Here is a 17,985-nt window from a genome sequence, read left to right as displayed (position 1 = left end):
CTATTTTGTTGGAGCCGGTTGAGGATTCGCAGGTTGCGGATTTACTTGCTGAGCAGAAGGATCAGCTCCCAAACCAGGCTGTAATTGTACATTCGGATTAACTTTTGGCGCAGAAAGTCCGGTTAATTTATCCAGTATCGTTACCAATTCAGGCTCTCCAAGATTTACAAAAGATCTGCTGGCAATTTTACCGTCTTTATCAATAATTACAAAACAAGGTAACTTGAATCCATAAACACCGTATTTTTTAGCAATATCAGAGTTCAGTCCCCCATCACCATAAACATTCGTTCCCGGAATTCCTTTCAATAAAGAATTGCTTGTTTTTACAAACTGATCTTTTGTATCGTCAACATTTACAAATACAAAATTCATTTTTGATTTATAGAAATTAACAACTTCTTTTAGTACCGGTACAGCAGCTTCACTGATATACGGATTCCATGAAGCATAGAAAAACAGCATATAAGGTTTTCCTTTATTTTCAGAAAGCTTATAGGATTTTCCATCTTGCTTTATTAAAGAGGCATCTGGCGCTACTTCTCCGATTTTAACCCCATTTACAGCTATCTGAATCTTATTAAGGTCGTTTTTAATGGTTGCATCTTTGATATCCTCATCAATAATCTTCTTGATTTTATCCGTCACCTTTGCCGGTGATCCAGGATGGATATCAGACTGAGCCATAACAAATGCTAATAGATAGTCTTTCGTAGTTTGAGAAATATCTTTTTTTTGTTTTTAAATACTGGGCAAATAATTCAGAAGTAGTGATGTCTGTTTTATTTTTGCTGTTGGCTTCAGCATATTTTTGAAAATCAGGACTCATTTTAGCCAATAAGTATTGTCTGTAGTAAGGATTCTCCTTTATCATAACATCCTTATTTTCCTGAAGTTTATTTTCATAATCAGTGAAAGTCTTACTGGCTTTAAAAGATGGATTTCCAGGCGTTTGACCTTGTCTCATTTCATACTGATTGATGATGGACAACAAAGTGCTGGAAAGATCATTCTTCTTCCAATTCACTACCTCGCTGTCAGGACTAAATTTTTTAACGTTTTCCTCAATATTATTATTGATATCCTTTTCAACTTTCTGAATTCCCTGAAGAAACCCCTTTTCATCTTTCATCATCAGCTCATTCATATTAACTGTTTGAGCGTAATTGGTAAGATATTTTTGAGTTGCCGTGAAGAAATCATTATTCTTTTTTGCATCACCTGTAATTACATAATCATTCGGAAAATTCATTCCACTACCTGAAATGTTAAGTGTTTGCCCTCCTTTTAGATATACAAGATTTTGTTTTCCGGCGTAGGAAATAAGATACATTCCGTTTTTTGGAGCCTCAAAGCTCCCTGAGAATGTTCCGTCATTTTTCACTCCAATGTTTGCCAACGGTAATGTAGCAACTCCTGAAGCTTCAATGAACTCTATTCTCTCCAATGGAGATCCACCTGTGATTTTTCCTTTTACTTCAACTTTTTTAGAGCAAGACATTACAAATATTGCAATGATAAACAATAAAAGATATTTTTTCATTTTGATTTTTATAATTAAACAAAAATAGGTTTTTCAGTATTACTAAATACAATTTAATAGTACTTTTTATGAAAGATTTAACTAAAAAAATCGCCATCCTATAAGGAGACGATTTTTTCTATTTACTTTAGCTGGTGTTATCCTTTATCTACCAGTGCTGCCATATATTCTCTGTTCATTCTTGCAATGTTTTCCAGAGAAATTCCTTTAGGACATTCTACTTCACAAGCACCTGTATTTGAACAGTTACCAAATCCTTCTTCATCCATAGCCTGCACCATGTTAAGAACTCTTCTTTTCGCCTCAACTCTACCCTGAGGAAGCAAGGCAAACTGAGAAACTTTAGCTCCAACAAATAACATCGCAGAACCATTTTTACATGTAGCAACACAAGCTCCGCAACCAATACATGCTGCAGCATCCATTGCTTTGTCCGCATCATCCTTAGGAACAAGGATTGCGTTAGCATCCAATGTGTTTCCTGAAGTATTCACAGAAATAAATCCACCTGCAGCCATTACTCTGTCAAATGCACTTCTGTCTACCATTAAGTCTTTAATTACCGGGAAAGCAGCACTTCTCCATGGCTCAATAACGATTGTTTCACCGTCTTTGAACATTCTCATGTGAAGCTGGCAAGTTGTGATACCTGTATCAGGTCCATGCGCTCTACCATTGATATAAAGAGAACACATTCCGCAGATTCCTTCACGGCAATCGTGATCGAATGCGATCGGTTCTTTTCCTTCGTTAATTAAATTCTCATTAAGGATATCCAACATTTCTAAGAATGAAGAATCTGTTGATACATCCGATATTTTATAGGTCTCAAACTGACCTTTGGTTTTATTATTTTTTTGTCTCCAAATTTTCAGCGTAAGATGTAAGCCTTTTTTTTGCACTCATAATTTTATATTTATAGGTTGGAGATTATTTGTAGCTTCTAGTTTTAACCTCAATGTTTTCATATATCAGGTCTTCTTTATGCAGAATTTCATTATTGATATCTGCTCCCTGATATTCCCAGGCTCCAACGTATTTGTAGTTTACGTCATCTCTTTCAGCCTCTCCATCCGGAGTTGAGTGATCTTCACGGAAATGTCCTCCACAAGATTCGTTTCTATGTAATGCATCGATAGCCATTAACTGTCCAAGCTCTAAGAAATCAGCTACTCTGAAAGCTTTTTCAAGCTCAGTATTCATTCCTTCTCCTTCTCCCGGAACCTTTACATTTTTCCAGAAATCGTTTCTTACTTCTTCAATTTCTTTTATCGCTTCTCTTAAACCTTCAGGAGTCCTTCCCATTCCTACTTTGTTCCACATAATGTTTCCTAGTTGCTTGTGGAAATGGTCTACAGAGTGGGTTCCTTTATTATTTAAGAAGAAATCTATTTTCTCTTTAATTCCTTTTTCAGCTTCTTCAAATGCTCCTGTATTCGTAGGAATAGCTCCTGTTCTGATATCAGCAGAAAGATAATCTGCAATGGTATAAGGAAGAACGAAATATCCGTCCGCAAGACCTTGCATTAATGCTGATGCTCCGAGTCTGTTTGCTCCGTGATCAGAGAAATTAGCCTCACCAATTACGAAACATCCAGGAATTGTTGACTGAAGATTATAATCTACCCAGATTCCCCCCATTGTATAGTGTACCGCAGGATAAATTTTCATCGGTGTCTTATAAGGATCATCTGCGGTAATTTTTTCGTACATAACGAATAGGTTACCGTATTTTTCCTCCACCCATTTTTTTCCTAAATCATAAAGCTGCTGATCTGTAGGATTATGAATATGCTTTTCAATTGCTGCTTCTCTACCTTTCTTCATGATCTCTGTAGAGAAATCAAGATAAACACCTTCTTTGGTATCATTATTTTCGATTCCGTAGCCAGCATCACATCTTTCTTTAGCAGCTCTAGAAGCAACGTCTCTAGGTACTAAGTTACCAAATGCAGGATATCTTCTTTCTAAATAATAATCTCTGTCTTCTTCTTTTATATTTTCAGGTCTTAATTTACCTTCTCTGATTGCAACAGAATCCTCTATCTTTTTAGGAACCCAGATTCTTCCTGAGTTTCTCAAAGATTCGGACATCAAAGTTAATTTAGACTGTTGTGTTCCATGAACAGGAATACACGTCGGGTGGATCTGTACATAACAAGGGTTTGCGAAATACGCTCCTTTCTTATGAATTTTCCATGCTGCGGAAACGTTTGAACCCATTGCATTAGTGGAAAGGAAATAAACATTTCCGTATCCTCCAGATGCAATAACCACTGCGTGAGCAGAATGTCTTTCAATTTCTCCGGTTACAAGATTTCTGGCAATAATACCTCTGGCTTTTCCGTCTACAATAACAAGGTCCAGCATCTCATGTCGGTTGTACATTTTGATTCTACCTTTACCGATCTGACGGCTCATTGCAGAATAAGCACCTAACAATAACTGTTGTCCTGTTTGCCCTTTTGCATAAAATGTTCTTTTTACCTGAACACCACCAAATGAACGGTTGTCTAACTGACCACCGTAATCTCTCCCGAAAGGTACTCCTTGAGAAACACACTGGTCAATGATATTGGCAGATACTTCAGCCAATCTGTATACATTAGCCTCTCTTGCTCTGTAGTCACCCCCTTTAATAGTGTCATAGAATAATCTATAGGTAGAGTCACCATCACCCTGATAATTCTTAGCTGCGTTAATACCTCCCTGCGCTGCAATAGAGTGTGCTCTTCTTGGAGAATCCTGGTAGCAGAATGCCTTTACATTATATCCCTGCTCTGCTAAAGTAGCAGCTGCAGAACCTCCGGCCAAACCAGTACCTACAACAATAATATCAATCTTGTCTCTGTTGTTTGGTGCAACAAGGTTCATATGGTCTTTATGATGCTTCCATTTATCCTTAAGAGGACCTGCTGGAATTTTTGAATCTAATTTACTCATACTAGTATAGTGATATTATTGAGTTATAAAATGATAAATCGCGATGAAAATAAATCCAAAAGGAATAAGGATTGAATACCATGTTCCTATCGCTTTAATTACCGGAGTATATTTTGGATGTCTTGCTCCAATTGACTGAAAAGAAGATTGGAATCCGTGAGCAAGGTGTAGTCCCAATAAAACAAATGAGATTACATATAAAGCTACTCTCCAGATATCTGCAAATTTTTCATGCAATTCCGGCCAGAAACGCTCTGCATCAGGTGCAAGCACTTCTACGTACTTATAATTGATTTCGTGAATCCAGAAATCATAAAAGTGAAGCGCTAAAAAAGCTAATATAACAGCTCCGGAAATGATCATGTTTCTGGACATCCATGTAGAATTCGCAGAAGCATTGTTGGAATCATATTTAATCGGACGCGCTTTATTATTCTTAACTTCCAAAACAAATCCCATAATAAAATGGAAAAGTACTGCGAAACCAAGAATAGGTTGCATTAAGAATTGAACAAAAGGATTATACCCCATAAAATCGGACGCTGTATTGAATGCATCTCGATTTATAACAGATAATAAATTTGTTGTTAAATGCAGTATAAGAAAAATCAGCAAAAACATAGCTGATAATGCCATAGCATATTTTCTACCTATTGTAGAACTCGTTAAACCTGCCATATTAAGTTTAAATTTGAATTTCTACAAAATTAGGAAATGTTAACAATACTGAAAAGTGAGAAATCTCACTATTAGCCAGTTTGTAATCTTTCTAAATAAGATTGTAAAAGCTTAATAAATAAGCGAAAATCAGAGAATGACAAGCATCAATTTATCTCATAAATCTTACCCCTGTAAATAATCTTTTTCCTTGTTACGTCCAGACTTTTTAATTCAGCACTTTTTATTCTTCGTGAAGTACAATAAGGATTAACCATATATTTAATAATTTTCTCCCTGTCAGTGGAGTCTGATATCCAAAACAAGGCTTTATTGCCATATTTAATTGAAAGCACTTTATTTTTTTCTGAATCGTGTATTAAAACCTCATCCTTTTGATTTTCTACAATCGTAAAGATAGCTCTTGCAATAAAAAACAAAAGAATAAAACAAGTCAGTATCATCCTGTTTTCAAAATTGAATTTCAGTATAACAAACCTCAACCAATAGACAGACACAGATAAAATAAAGACTTCAACAAGATTCATCGGAATATTTTCAAAAAAAAAGAGTATTAAAATCAGCAAACCAACGGATACTTGTAAGCAGTCCGTTAATCATGATATCATATCCTTGGTTGATCAAATTAAAATCTATATTAAATGCAGCTAAAGCTGCAATAACAAAAGAGTATATAATAATAAGCTCTGAAAAGGGTATCACGATGAAATTAGCAACAATGGAAATAAATGAAAACTGATGAAAGTAGTATAAAACTAAAGGAATTGTTGCAAGCTGAGCAGAAACAGAAACAGATATCGTATTGAAAAGCAATTTTTTTAAAATAGCTATCCTGCTTTGGAAAGCATTTTAACAATGGCTGATTCAACCAGAATATTCCTATGACAGCTATAAAGCTTAATTGAAATCCAATGGTAAATAACTGTTGGGAATCCATAAATAAAATGATAAAAGCGGACAAAGCTACAGAATGCAGTACATCTGGTTTTCTCTGGAGTAAAACATAGATAAAATAAACAGTAAGCATAATACATGCCCGCAGAACAGAATTTCCAAATCCAATAAACAAAGCAAACATCCATATAAATATTAAACTCAGTATTACTGTATATTTCCTGAATTTCAAAGGAAGGATCATTCTGAAAATAAAATAAAACAGACCAAAAACCACCATTATATGCGTTCCCGAAATGGCAAGAAAATGCACCAATCCTGATTTGCTGAAATCCTGTATTACCGATGAATCCATTTCCGTTCGATCAGCAAGGATAATTCCCTTTAAAAACTCCCTGTTTTTAGGAGAGATATTTATTCCGTCAATTTTTTGCAAAACTTCAAGCCTTCTCTGCCGAATAGATTCCTTTAAACTCATATCGTTTCTGGCAACGGATAACAGTTCTTCCGATAGGTACATCTGGTACCTTATATTTTTGCGATTAAGGTAACCGGAATAATTAAATTGAAAATCATATACAGGAGGTTTCAATTCCTGCATAAAAACCCATCCTTTATAGTAATAATTAAAGTTAAGCTGATGAACATTCTTAGGAATAAATAAAATTGACTTGATGTTTTTTCCTTCTGCCTGAGCAATAACCTCATATTTCTTGTATTTTTCAGTTGAGTTTAGCTTTCTGACTATTTTAAATGTTACAAGTTCTCTGGATTTCATTACATCAGAATTCAAAGGAAACGTATTCAATGAATGTAAAATAATGCCAAGAAAAAAGAACATCAACGCTAAAAAAAATTGGTCTGCCCCTATGGGAAAGATAGGACCGGAGAAACAAAGCGAGCAAAAGAACTGAACATAGAATTGTTACAATGACAATAAATCTCTTATCAAGTGATACATAGTCCTGAAAAAAGATTCCAAGAATAAAACATATAACGAGAATAAAAAGTGGCTGCTTATTCAATTCGAAAATTTGTGTTACTCAAAAATATTTATTGAGACAAAAATTAACACATCAAAATTTCAGAATCTTTAAAAGACTATTAAATTCGTTTTAAAAAATAAAAATCGCAGAAAAAAATTCTACGATTCATGTTATTTATTATTGAATATTTCAAACTTTCAAAATCACATCTGCAGCATGATCACTTGCCCCGCTTCCACCAAGCTTTTCTTTTAAAAGAACATAATCATTTAATACCTGTGATCTTTTGTTACCCTCCAGTATCTTCTTTAATTCCTCGATTAAATTTCCGGTGTTCAGGTCATTTTGGATTAGTTCCTTTACGACCTCCCGATCCATAATCAAGTTTACTAAAGAAATATATTTTATATTTTTAACCAATCTTTTAGCAATAGCATAAGAAATCTTACTTCCCCGGTAACAAACTACTTCAGGAACATTCAGTAAAGCAGTTTCCAGTGTTGCTGTACCCGACGTTACCAAAGCGGCTTTTGAACATCTAAGTAAATCATAGGTTTTATTTGAAACAAAATGCACATTATCATCTACATAAGATTCATAAAAATCTTTTGGTAAACTTGGAGCTCCGGCAATCACAAACTGATACTCTTTAAAAGATGATCTCACAGAAAGCATCATTTCCAGCATTTTTTCAACTTCCTGCTTTCGCGAACCTGGTAATAAGGCAATAATTTCTTTGTCATTTAAGCCGTTTTCCTTCTTAAAAGCATCAATATCGATTTCCTGTAAGCTGGATATGGCATCTAACAGAGGATGCCCTACAAAATGGGAATGAACTCCATGTTTTTTATAAAAGTCTTCTTCGAACGGAAGAATGACCATCATTTCGTCCACATATTTTTTTTATGATCTCTACCCTGCCTTCTTTCCATGCCCAAAGCTGTGGTGAAATATAATACACTACTTTTATTCCAAGTTCTTTGGCAAATTTGGCTATTCTTAGATTAAATCCCGGATAATCAATTAAGATTAAAATATCAGGTTGATTATTTTTAATGTCTTCTTTACAGAATTTAATATTATTTAATATCGTCCTGAGATTCATAGCAACTTCCAGAAATCCCATAAAAGCAAGGTCACGGTAATGTTTTACAAGGGTTCCTCCCTGCTTAGCCATCAAATCACCTCCCCAGAATCTGAATTCAGCATCCGGATCTTTCTTTTTTAAAGACTTCATTAAATTACTCCCGTGTAAATCTCCTGAGGCTTCTCCGGCAATGATATAATATTTCATTTCTATAATAAGGATAGAGAACAAATTAAAACTTTGTTGGATCTTAATTTGTAAATTTGTTCAAAGATAATGATAAAAAATGTCAGAAGAATTTGAAATCAGAAATAAAGTAAACGAAAGCGGTCTTGTAAATTTTGATCTTGCCACGCTTCTTCCAAAAGGCACAAGAAAAGGAATCGACCTGAAAGATTTTCTTTTTCAGGAAATGATTTTGAAAGAAAAAGAATTTCGTGCACAGGTGGCCGCTATCAATACTGATGAATATATTGATGCTTACATATACATTTACAATTCGGCAGATGCTATTGTTCCATTGTGGGCTTATTTTGTCCTTACAGCCAAACTTACTGATGTTGCAAAGAAAATAGTCTTTGGTAACCGTGAAGATCTTGAAGTTATTTTAATGCACAATGCAATACAGACTTATGACTTTGATGATTTAAGAGATAAAAGGGTATTGGTAAAAGGATGTTCGGATAAGGAAATTCCTGAGAATGCGTATGTAGAATTGGTAGAACAATTGAAGCCGATCGTAAAATCTCTGATGTTTGGCGAAGCATGTTCCAATGTCCCTATTTTAAAAAACTAAACTCAGTACCAGCTGCTTAGAAAAAATAAAAAACTTTAACAGTAATTTTAGATTAAAAAAATTATTAGGGAATATTTTTTGATAACTTTGGTTTATTAACAATTTAAATAAACACAACATGAGTTTAATCGATTTGCTAACAGGAAACACAAGCAACCAGGTTGCGGTACAGGCTGAAAACAAATTTGGAATCAGCAAAAACCAGATTATTGCTTTGTTAGCTGTAGCAGCACCCCTAATTATTTCGTACTTAAGAAATAAATCTCAGGATTCTAAAGAAGCTGAAGCATTAAACAATGCTCTGGATAAAGACCATAACGGAAGTATCCTGGATGATGCTTCACAAGTTGAAGCAAGACAGGCAGAAGGAGGCTCAATCCTTAGCCACATTTTCGGTAACGACAAACAAAATGTTGAAAATCAGTTATCACAAAATACGGGAATTTCCATTGATAAAATAGGTCCTGTTTTGGCAATGCTTGCTCCGGTTATTATGGGCTATATTGGCAAAGAAAAACAACAGAACAATGTTGGAGCAGGTGGATTGGGAGATCTATTGGGTGGAATTCTTGGAAACGCCTCTAATCAGGCACAGGCCCAGCAATCAAGTCCGTTAAATGACATTCTTGGTAGTGTTCTTGGCGGTGGCGGGCAGGCTCAATCTTCAGGAAATCCATTAAATGATATTTTAGGAAGCGTTCTTGGTGGAGGCCAAAAGCAACAACAAGGCGGACTGGGTGGTATCCTGGGAAGTATATTCGGAAAATAATTTAATTTGTATAAAAAAAAGACCGGGGATTTATTTCCGGTCTTTTTTATTTTGTTACTTCTTTGATTTTTCCTCCGAAGTTTCTAGCGATTTAGAGGCTTTTCTTGGTCTTCTTTTTCCATAGCTGCCATTATTAATTTTACCTCTTCTTGATTTTTTGTCTCCTTTTCCCATAATAAATTATTTGTTGGTTACGTCTAATGTAAGAAAACTTGTAAAAAAGCACAAAATATTGCCGTTAAAATTTTTATAAAACCAGTATACAAAAGACTAAATTCTCACAAACAATCCTTTAAAATTAGCAGATTTACATTTTGTCATTATTAACAAATAGCATATATTTTATTTAATTTCAAAAATTGAAATCATAATCATAGTAAATTGTATCAAAAAAATAAATTAACTTTGTGTATTCTTAAAATAAAATTTTCATGAAAAAAATAATCTCTACTACATTGGTTTTCGCAATTTCTATTTTTGCTGGTTCATTATTCGCTCAGCAAATTTCAAGTGAACAGAGAATAGCTTTTCAAACAGATAATATTGAAACATTTAAAAAAGCTTTTCCAAAAGAAGACTACGATAAATGTCTGGGAGAAAAAAAATATCAGCTACAATCTTTTGGCGTACAGTGTAAGATTCGACAAAAAAAATATTTTTAATTATTTACTTACAAATAATGTAGACGTCAATAAAATCTGCAGCAATCTAAGTCCGCTTATGGCCGCAGCTAAATTTGGAAGACCTGACCTGGCTAAAATATTATTAAAAAAAGGTGCTTCAAAAAATCTGAAGAATGAAAACGGAGAAACAGCTAAAGACATTTCAGTAAAATATAAACAGGCGGCTCTTACAGAAATTCTAAAATAATTTTCTTAAAAAATATATTCAAAAACTTCCTTTGGGAAGTTTTTTTTTATTTATAAGACTTTCAAAAATCTTATCTTTGCACTTTAAAATTCAGACCTTAATGAGTCTGGTATATAAAGTATAATATCTAACATCTAAAACTAATGTTTCGATCGCACACAAACGGAGAATTATCTCTAAAAAATCTTAATGAAGAAGTTACACTTTCAGGATGGGTACAAACTATCCGTGATAAAGGATTTATGATTTGGATAGATCTTCGGGATCGTTACGGAATTACACAATTGGTTTTAGACCAGGATCGCTCTTCAGCTCAATTAATGGAAGAAGCTAAAAAACTGGGACGTGAATTTGTGATTCAGGTTACCGGAAAAGTAATTGAGAGAGTAAGCAAAAATCCTAATATTCCAACCGGAGAAATTGAAATTTTAGTTGAAAAACTAAGCGTTCTTAATGACTCTCAACTTCCACCCTTTACAATTGAAGATGAAACAGACGGAGGTGAAGAATTAAGAATGAAATACCGTTATCTTGATATCAGAAGAAATCCGGTAAAAGATAAATTAATCTTCCGTCATAAAATGGCTCAGAAAGTAAGAAGTTACCTTTCTGAAGAAGGATTCATTGAAGTGGAAACACCTGTTTTAATTAAGTCTACTCCGGAGGGAGCGAGAGACTTTGTGGTGCCCAGCAGAATGAACCCAGGGCAGTTTTATGCACTACCTCAATCTCCACAGACATTCAAACAACTTCTGATGGTAGGTGGAATGGATAAATATTTCCAGATTGTAAAATGTTTCCGTGACGAAGATCTGAGAGCAGACAGACAGCCTGAATTTACACAGATCGACTGCGAAATGGCCTTCGTTGAACAGGAGGATGTGATGAATGTATTTGAGGGAATGACCAAAACATTGCTCAAAGATATTACCGGGCAAGAATTCGGAGCTTTTCCGAGAATGACTTTCGCAGAAGCGATGCAAAAATATGGGAATGACAAACCGGATATCCGTTTCGGAATGGAATTCGTGGAGCTTAATGAACTGGTAAAAGGAAAAGATTTTAAAATATTTGATGATGCGGAATTGGTAGTTGGAATTAATGTTGAAGGCTGTGCAGACTATACCAGAAAACAGATCGACGAATTGGTGGACTGGGTAAAACGTCCTCAAATCGGAGCCTCAGGGATGGTGTGGGCAAAATTCCAGAATGATGGCGTAAAAACATCATCTGTTAACAAGTTTTACAACGAAGAAGACTTAACAAAGATCATTGAAAAATTCGGGGCGAAAGAAGGAGATTTGATGCTTATTCTTTCAGGAAATGAAAATAAAGTAAGAGCTCAGCTTTCCGCATTGAGAATGGAACTGGGAAACCGTTTGGGATTAAGAAAAGGAGATGTATTTGCTCCTCTTTGGGTAGTCGATTTCCCACTATTGGAATTTGACGAGGAAACTCAGAGATACCACGCGATGCACCATCCTTTCACTTCTCCTAAGCCGGAAGATATTCACCTGCTGGAAACTGATCCCGGAAAAGCCAGAGCAAATGCTTATGATATGGTTCTTAATGGAAATGAAATCGGAGGAGGATCAATCAGAATTTTCGACAGGGAACTTCAATCTAAGATGTTTGATTTATTAGGTTTTTCAAAAGAAGAGGCGGAAGCACAATTTGGGTTCTTGATGAACGCATTTAAATATGGAGCTCCTCCTCATGGTGGTTTAGCTTTCGGGTTTGACCGTTTGGTGGCCATTCTTGACGGAAATGAAGTGATCAGAGATTATATTGCCTTTCCTAAAAATAACTCGGGACGTGATGTGATGATTGACGCACCGGCATCAATTGCTGATGCACAACTGGATGAGCTGGAATTACAATTAAATTTAAAAGCATAAATTAAAGCGAGGTTTTTACCTCGCTTTTTTATTTTATACTATCTGAGATATCAGTTTTGAAGTCAGCTTTATCATATCTTCCCTGCCAGGTCCTGTAGAAAGATAACTCACAGGAATTTCAAGCTCATTTTCAAGAAATTGAATAAACTCCAATAATTCCTCGGGTAAAGAGGAAGGATCTTTACATTCTGAAAATTCAGTTTTCCATCCTTTCATCCGACGGAAAACCGGACGTGCTTCATCATCAGTCATTAAACCTGACACTACAGTCTGATCTTTGACTTTATAGTGAGTACATATAGCTACAGACTCAAAGCCATTCAAGACATCAGCTTTGGTAATGATCAATTGAGTCACTCCATTAATCATTACAGCATATTTTAAAGCAGGCAGATCCAGCCACCCTACTCTTCGGGGCCGTCCTGTATTAGAACCAAACTCATTACCTATTTGCCTTATCTTCTCACCTGTTTCGCCAAAAAGCTCCGTAGGAAAGGCACCATTTCCTACCCTGGTACAATATGCTTTTGTAACCCCATAGATTTCGCCTACCTTTTTAGGCGAGACTCCCAAACCGCTGCACGCTCCTGAAGCAATCGTTGTAGATGATGTAACGTAAGGATAGGTTCCGTGATCTATATCGAGTAATGTTGCCTGTGCACCTTCTGCAAGAATTTTTCTTCCACTCTTAATCGATTCATTTAAAAACTCTTCAGCTTCTATCCATCGAAATTTTTTCAGAAACTCTATAGCATCGAAAAATGTATCTTTCAGATCTGTTATCGGAGGAAGTATCTGACCATAATCTAACAGCTGCTGATAGTCTCTTTCTACAATATGATTTACTATTTCACTAAAATCGGATCTATCAATATCACCCACTCTTAGATTCTGCCGCAGAATTTTGTTAGCATAGGCCTGTCCTATACCATTTTTAGTTGTACCAATTGTATTATAGGATGAATTCTCTTCCATAAATACGTCCATTAATGTATGTGTGGGTAACACAAGATGTGCTTTCCTAGATACAGCCAGGCGTTTTTCAACCTGAATATTCATATCAAAAGCATTTAGTTTCAAAACTTCCTGCTTGAAATTAACAGGATCCAATACGATCCCTGCCCCGATTACATTGTCTACTCCTTCTATAAATATTCCCGAAGGAAGAGTTTTCAATGTTATTCTTTTTCCATTTCGTTCAATACTATGTCCTGCATTCGCTCCTCCGTTGAAACGTGCGACAATGTCATAATTCCGACTGATCAGGTCAATGAATTTACCTTTCCCTTCATCTCCCCACTGTAATCCTAATACGATATCCATATTTTATAATTTATCTCTTTTTACAGAGCAAAACTATAGCATGAATACGAGGGAGCAATTGTCATTTGACAAGAAAGGGAAATCTATATTATATTTTTTCTGATCCGGCTGAATGAGGAGGGAGTAATTCCGAGATAAGACGCCAACATTGCCTGAGGAACACGGTTTGCCAATCCTGGATAATGATCCAGAAAATGAAGATACCTGGATTTCGCATCCAGGCTCAGCATCGTGCTGGCAACCTTTAGCTTATTCTCTGCTACAAAAGCATGCAACTTAGCGATCAGAACCGGCCAAACAGATATTCTGCTTTCTATGGTTTTAAAATGATTAAAATCTATGACCCATAAAGTTCCATCCGTAATTGCTTCTATATACTCGTTAGAAGGGGTCTGATTAACAAAACCCTGAAAATCTCCGATAAACCGGCCTTCATAAATAAAATATCGTGTGCAATCGTCTCCTTGTTTATTATAATACAATGAACGAAATACACCTTCTTTTACAAAAGCAATCATCTGGCTTATCCTGCCCGCCTCTACAAATACCTCTCCTTTTTGGATAGTTAGTTCCTGTACTCCAACAGCAATCAGGTCTTCCTCTTCTTCACTTAGTTCCGCGAATTTCCTTATGTAACTGAATAGCTCTTCCATTCTTTATTCATTGGTATTTTAAAGATATACAAATACTTTTATTTTCAATTGACAATTGAGAATAAAACAAAAACACATTTTTCTTTTTACATTTTATAAAATCATAATAAAGTACCACATTACGTAAATATTTTTCATACGGCACAATCATTGTACGTTATCTAAACAAACATAGTACAATGAAAGCAATCTGGAATGGCGCCATTGGCTTTGGCTTAGTAAATATCCCTGTTAAAATATATTCAGCAACAGAAACCAGCAAACTGGATCTGGACATGCTGGATAAATCTGACTTTTCTAATATTAAATTCAAAAGAGTTAATGAAAAAACAGGGAAAGAAGTAAAGTGGGAAAATATTGTGAAGGCTTACCTGATGGAAGACCGGTATATTGTTCTCGACGATGAGGATTATGCAGCGGCAAGTCCTGAAAAAAGCAAAATATTATCGATCGACCAGTTTGTAAAAGAATCTGAAGTAGATAGTGTTTATTTTGAAAATCCATATTTTCTTGAGCCCCAGAAAAATGGGGAAAATGCTTACAGGCTTCTCATGAAAGCTTTAACAGAAACCGAAATGGTAGGTGTAGGAACATTTGTATTGCGCGAAAGTGAAGCAATAGGGATGATCAGGCCATACAATGAAGAGGTTCTTATTCTCAACCGATTACGCTTTGATCAGGAAATAAGAGATTACCATGATTTAAAAATCCCGGCTAAAAAAGCTCCTAAACCTGCAGAATTAAAAATGGCAGTAAGCCTTATTGAGCAGCTTTCCCAGAAGTTTGATCCTACGATGTATAAGGATACTTACTCTGAATCACTCATGAAGATCATTAAACAGAAAGCTAAAGGTAAGAGTGTTAAGGCTCAGAAAGCTGAACCCGCAAAAGAAGGAAAAGTAATTGATTTGATGGCTCAATTAAAAGCCAGTTTACAAAGTTCAAAATCTAAAAACGCATCCTGATGGCTCTTAAAGATTATAACGAAAAAAGGAAATTTAACGAAACAAGTGAGCCTAAAGGCAAAACAAAAAAGAGTAAGGATCAGCTTATTTTTGTCATCCAAAGACATGCGGCCTCACATCTTCACTATGATTTTCGTTTAGAGATGGAAGGGGTTCTAAAAAGCTGGGCAGTTCCTAAAGGTCCTTCATTAGATCCAAAGGATAAACGTCTGGCTATGATGGTTGAAGACCATCCTTATGACTATAAAGATTTCGAAGGAAATATACCCGAAGGAAATTATGGAGCCGGACAAGTCGAGGTCTGGGATAGTGGAACTTATGAACCTTTAGAGAAAGACAGCAAGCTTTCTGACGAAAAAGAATTGTTGAAAGAACTACATGCAGGATCTTTGAAATTTATTTTACACGGTAAAAAGCTGAAAGGTGAATTTGCTTTGGTAAAAATGAAAAACACGGAAGGGAATTCCTGGTTACTCATAAAACATAAGGATGACTTTGCAGAAGCTGGCTATAATGCCGAAGACAATACCTCTCCCAAATCTTTGGTGACAAAATTCTTAGAGGAAAAAAAAAAGCCCAAAAAACAACAAAAAGAAGTCATAACATCAAAGCCTGAATTTAAAAAATTCAATGCATTAGCCGATGAAAAGAAGCTTACCTCTTTCATTAAGCCTATGTTGGCGAAGTCCTATGAAAAAGCATTTGATTCTCCGGAATGGATCTTTGAAATCAAATGGGACGGCTACAGGGCAATAGCCGATCTGAGCAAAAATGATCCTTTATTTTATTCAAGAAACGGAATTTCTTTTTTATCAAAATTCAGAAAAGTTACCCAAGACTTTAGTCTTCAAAAGCAAAAAATGATTTTGGATGGAGAAATTGTGGCTTATGATGAAAATGGAAAGCCCAATTTCCAACTATTACAACAGATTGGTGATAATCCTGATCTCGCCCTGGTATATCAGGTTTTTGATCTGCTTTGGCTGAATGGTCATTCTACCGAACAACTCCCATTATTGCAAAGAAAAGAGTTATTAAAAGAAGCGTTAGTAGAAACAGAAATGATTAAATATTGTGACCATATACCTGAAAATGGAATCAGTTTTTTTAATCAGATGGAAAAAATGCAGCTTGAAGGTATGATCGCAAAAAAATCCGATAGCCAGTATGTTGAAAATCATAGAACTTCTGATTGGTTAAAAATAAAATTCACCAGTACTGAAGAAGTCATTATTTGTGGATTCACAGAACCCAGAGGCTCCAGAAAAGGCTTCGGAGCATTGATATTAGGAAAATATAAAGGTGGAGAGCTCATTTACTCCGGACATACAGGAACGGGATTCAATAGTGAATCTTTGAATCAACTTCATCAGCGTCTGAAAAAATTAACCATAAAAAATTCACCGTTTGACAAGATCCCCAAAACCAATATGCCAGTCACATGGGTAGAACCGAAACTGGTTTGCGAAATCAAATATTCTGAAATCACCAAGGACGGAATTTTCAGACATCCTGTTTTTATCACGATCCGGGAGGATAAAAACCCTGAAGAAATCAATGATTCCGTCAATAAAGTGAACCAAAAAAATGAAAAACCTAAAAAAAATGAAAGCCACCACATCATCAAAAAATACAGAAAAAGAAAAGGAAGTTACTTTAGATAAGCATAAAGTAAAATTGACAAATCAAGATAAAATATATTTTCCGGAAGATGGTATATCAAAAGGAGATGTGATTGAATACTATCAATCGGTTGCCAGATATATTTTACCGCATCTGAAAAACCGTCCGTTATCCTTAAACCGTTTCCCAAACGGAATTGAAGAACAAGGTTTTTATCAGAAAGATGCCAGTGACAATACTCCGGAATGGGTAAAAACAACACAGGTTTATTCAGAATCCAACGATAAATACATTGATTATATCTACTGTAATGATAAAGCCACACTCGCATATCTTAATAATCTAGGTTGTATAGATCTCAACCCCTGGAACAGTTCACTCCCTGATCTTGAACATCCCGATTATTTAGTGCTTGATCTCGATCCCTCTAAAAAAAATACATTTGATGATGTTATTGAAACCGCTTTACAGGTAAATGAAGTCCTGAAGTCAATTAAAGTGAAAGGGTATTGTAAAACATCAGGAAGTACCGGAATTCACATCTATATTCCGATGGGAGGTAATTATGAATTCGATCAGGTAAAGGATTTTGCTCATATTGTCATGAAACAGGTCAATGAAAAACTTCCTAAAATAACCACCTTAGAAAGAAGCCTTCAAAAAAGGGATGATAAGAAAATCTATCTGGATTACCTTCAAAACAGAACAGGACAAACGTTGGCAAGTGCTTACAGCTTACGTCCAAAACCGGGAGCTTCGGTTTCTATGCCCATTGCATGGGAAGAATTAAAGCCCGGATTAAAACCTACAGATTTCAATATCCACAACGCACTTGACAGGATTAAAGAAAAAGGAGATTTATTTAAACCGGTTTTAGGAAAAGGAATTGATATGATGAAGGCATTGGATTTATTGCAGAATTTAGGATAAATCAACGCCTTGATGAAATAAAAAAAC

The 17,985-nt window shown here is 35.4% G+C and carries 16 protein-coding genes and 2 pseudogenes; 8 read left to right on the top strand and 10 right to left on the bottom strand.

Going from position 1 to position 17,985, the window contains the following annotated elements; all coding sequences use genetic code 11:
* The 7 genes and pseudogenes from ACJ5H0_RS21770 to lpxB all read right to left on the bottom strand — a co-directional run bounded on the left by ACJ5H0_RS21770 (nucleotide 1) and on the right by lpxB (nucleotide 8,338).
* Complete coding sequence (locus tag ACJ5H0_RS21770) at nucleotides 1-687, bottom strand: TlpA family protein disulfide reductase (RefSeq protein WP_411252003.1); 687 nt, start codon at nucleotides 685-687, stop codon at nucleotides 1-3.
* The gene (locus tag ACJ5H0_RS21765) at nucleotides 674-1,543 is read right to left on the bottom strand and encodes a hypothetical protein (RefSeq protein ID WP_411252001.1); all 870 of its coding nucleotides are present in this window, start codon (nucleotides 1,541-1,543) and stop codon (nucleotides 674-676) included. The genes ACJ5H0_RS21770 and ACJ5H0_RS21765 overlap by 14 nt, the downstream gene beginning before the upstream one ends.
* Before the next feature lie 137 nt (nucleotides 1,544-1,680).
* Nucleotides 1,681-2,445, bottom strand: a complete 765-nt coding sequence (locus tag ACJ5H0_RS21760; RefSeq protein ID WP_411251999.1) for a succinate dehydrogenase/fumarate reductase iron-sulfur subunit — start codon at nucleotides 2,443-2,445, stop codon at nucleotides 1,681-1,683.
* 28 nt (nucleotides 2,446-2,473) lie between these two features.
* Nucleotides 2,474-4,486 carry a fumarate reductase/succinate dehydrogenase flavoprotein subunit gene (locus ACJ5H0_RS21755; RefSeq protein WP_172280749.1) on the bottom strand — a complete coding sequence of 671 codons (2,013 nt, stop codon included), beginning with the start codon at nucleotides 4,484-4,486 and terminating at the stop codon, nucleotides 2,474-2,476.
* 15 nt (nucleotides 4,487-4,501) lie between these two features.
* Complete coding sequence (locus tag ACJ5H0_RS21750) at nucleotides 4,502-5,164, bottom strand: succinate dehydrogenase cytochrome b subunit (RefSeq protein ID WP_172280751.1); 663 nt, start codon at nucleotides 5,162-5,164, stop codon at nucleotides 4,502-4,504.
* 537 nt (nucleotides 5,165-5,701) lie between these two features.
* Nucleotides 5,702-6,413, bottom strand: a pseudogene (locus tag ACJ5H0_RS21745) (ComEC/Rec2 family competence protein).
* A gap of 820 nt (nucleotides 6,414-7,233) precedes the next feature.
* Nucleotides 7,234-8,338, bottom strand: a pseudogene (lpxB, locus tag ACJ5H0_RS21740) (lipid-A-disaccharide synthase).
* 79 nt (nucleotides 8,339-8,417) lie between these two features.
* On the opposite strand from lpxB, the gene ACJ5H0_RS21735 reads away from it, so the two are divergent.
* Nucleotides 8,418-8,927, top strand: a complete 510-nt coding sequence (locus ACJ5H0_RS21735; RefSeq protein ID WP_345991765.1) for a DUF2480 family protein — start codon at nucleotides 8,418-8,420, stop codon at nucleotides 8,925-8,927.
* A gap of 118 nt (nucleotides 8,928-9,045) precedes the next feature.
* Nucleotides 9,046-9,696: a DUF937 domain-containing protein gene (locus ACJ5H0_RS21730; protein WP_172280759.1), complete on the top strand. Its 651-nt coding sequence runs from the start codon at nucleotides 9,046-9,048 to the stop codon at nucleotides 9,694-9,696.
* A gap of 54 nt (nucleotides 9,697-9,750) precedes the next feature.
* On the opposite strand, the gene ACJ5H0_RS21725 is transcribed toward ACJ5H0_RS21730, so the two are convergent.
* Entirely contained in the window at nucleotides 9,751-9,870 is a 120-nt protein-coding gene (locus ACJ5H0_RS21725; RefSeq protein WP_172280761.1) for a 30S ribosomal protein THX, read from the bottom strand.
* Nucleotides 9,871-10,127: 257 nt separating this feature from the next.
* Between ACJ5H0_RS21725 and ACJ5H0_RS21720 the strand changes: the two genes are divergently transcribed.
* The 3 genes from ACJ5H0_RS21720 to aspS all read left to right on the top strand — a co-directional run bounded on the left by ACJ5H0_RS21720 (nucleotide 10,128) and on the right by aspS (nucleotide 12,464).
* Nucleotides 10,128-10,358 carry a hypothetical protein gene (locus ACJ5H0_RS21720; RefSeq protein ID WP_411252076.1) on the top strand — a complete coding sequence of 77 codons (231 nt, stop codon included), beginning with the start codon at nucleotides 10,128-10,130 and terminating at the stop codon, nucleotides 10,356-10,358.
* Nucleotides 10,318-10,566 (top strand): ankyrin repeat domain-containing protein, encoded by a 249-nt coding sequence (locus ACJ5H0_RS21715; RefSeq protein WP_411252075.1) that lies wholly within the window; start codon nucleotides 10,318-10,320, stop codon nucleotides 10,564-10,566. The genes ACJ5H0_RS21720 and ACJ5H0_RS21715 overlap by 41 nt, the downstream gene beginning before the upstream one ends.
* Nucleotides 10,567-10,709: 143 nt before the next feature.
* Complete coding sequence (gene aspS / locus ACJ5H0_RS21710) at nucleotides 10,710-12,464, top strand: aspartate--tRNA ligase (protein WP_411251998.1); 1,755 nt, start codon at nucleotides 10,710-10,712, stop codon at nucleotides 12,462-12,464.
* A gap of 33 nt (nucleotides 12,465-12,497) precedes the next feature.
* Here aspS and ACJ5H0_RS21705 read toward each other — a convergent pair whose 3' ends face one another.
* Both ACJ5H0_RS21705 and ACJ5H0_RS21700 read right to left on the bottom strand, forming a co-directional pair.
* Entirely contained in the window at nucleotides 12,498-13,787 is a 1,290-nt protein-coding gene (locus ACJ5H0_RS21705) for an adenylosuccinate synthase (protein ID WP_411251997.1), read from the bottom strand.
* Between the two features lie 83 nt (nucleotides 13,788-13,870).
* A complete protein-coding gene (locus ACJ5H0_RS21700) occupies nucleotides 13,871-14,440 on the bottom strand; it encodes a Crp/Fnr family transcriptional regulator (protein WP_411251996.1) in 570 nt (189 codons plus the stop codon).
* 179 nt (nucleotides 14,441-14,619) lie between these two features.
* On the opposite strand from ACJ5H0_RS21700, the gene ku reads away from it, so the two are divergent.
* The 3 genes from ku to ligD (ACJ5H0_RS21685) are packed head-to-tail and all read left to right on the top strand — an operon-like array spanning nucleotide 14,620 to nucleotide 17,958.
* A complete protein-coding gene (ku, locus tag ACJ5H0_RS21695; RefSeq protein WP_172280771.1) occupies nucleotides 14,620-15,405 on the top strand; it encodes a non-homologous end joining protein Ku in 786 nt (261 codons plus the stop codon).
* Nucleotides 15,405-17,069 (top strand): non-homologous end-joining DNA ligase, encoded by a 1,665-nt coding sequence (ligD, locus tag ACJ5H0_RS21690; protein ID WP_411251995.1) that lies wholly within the window; start codon nucleotides 15,405-15,407, stop codon nucleotides 17,067-17,069. Before ku ends, ligD (ACJ5H0_RS21690) begins: the two co-directional genes overlap by 1 nt.
* Complete coding sequence (ligD, locus tag ACJ5H0_RS21685) at nucleotides 17,011-17,958, top strand: non-homologous end-joining DNA ligase (RefSeq protein WP_411251994.1); 948 nt, start codon at nucleotides 17,011-17,013, stop codon at nucleotides 17,956-17,958. Before ligD (ACJ5H0_RS21690) ends, ligD (ACJ5H0_RS21685) begins: the two co-directional genes overlap by 59 nt.
* Nucleotides 17,959-17,985: the final 27 nt, after the last annotated feature.

The sequence above is a fragment of the Chryseobacterium proteolyticum genome (assembly GCF_046591535.1).
Taxonomy (GTDB): domain Bacteria; phylum Bacteroidota; class Bacteroidia; order Flavobacteriales; family Weeksellaceae; genus Chryseobacterium; species Chryseobacterium proteolyticum.
Note: the sequence above shows the minus strand (reverse complement) of the source record. Positions and strands in the feature narration are given on the sequence as shown.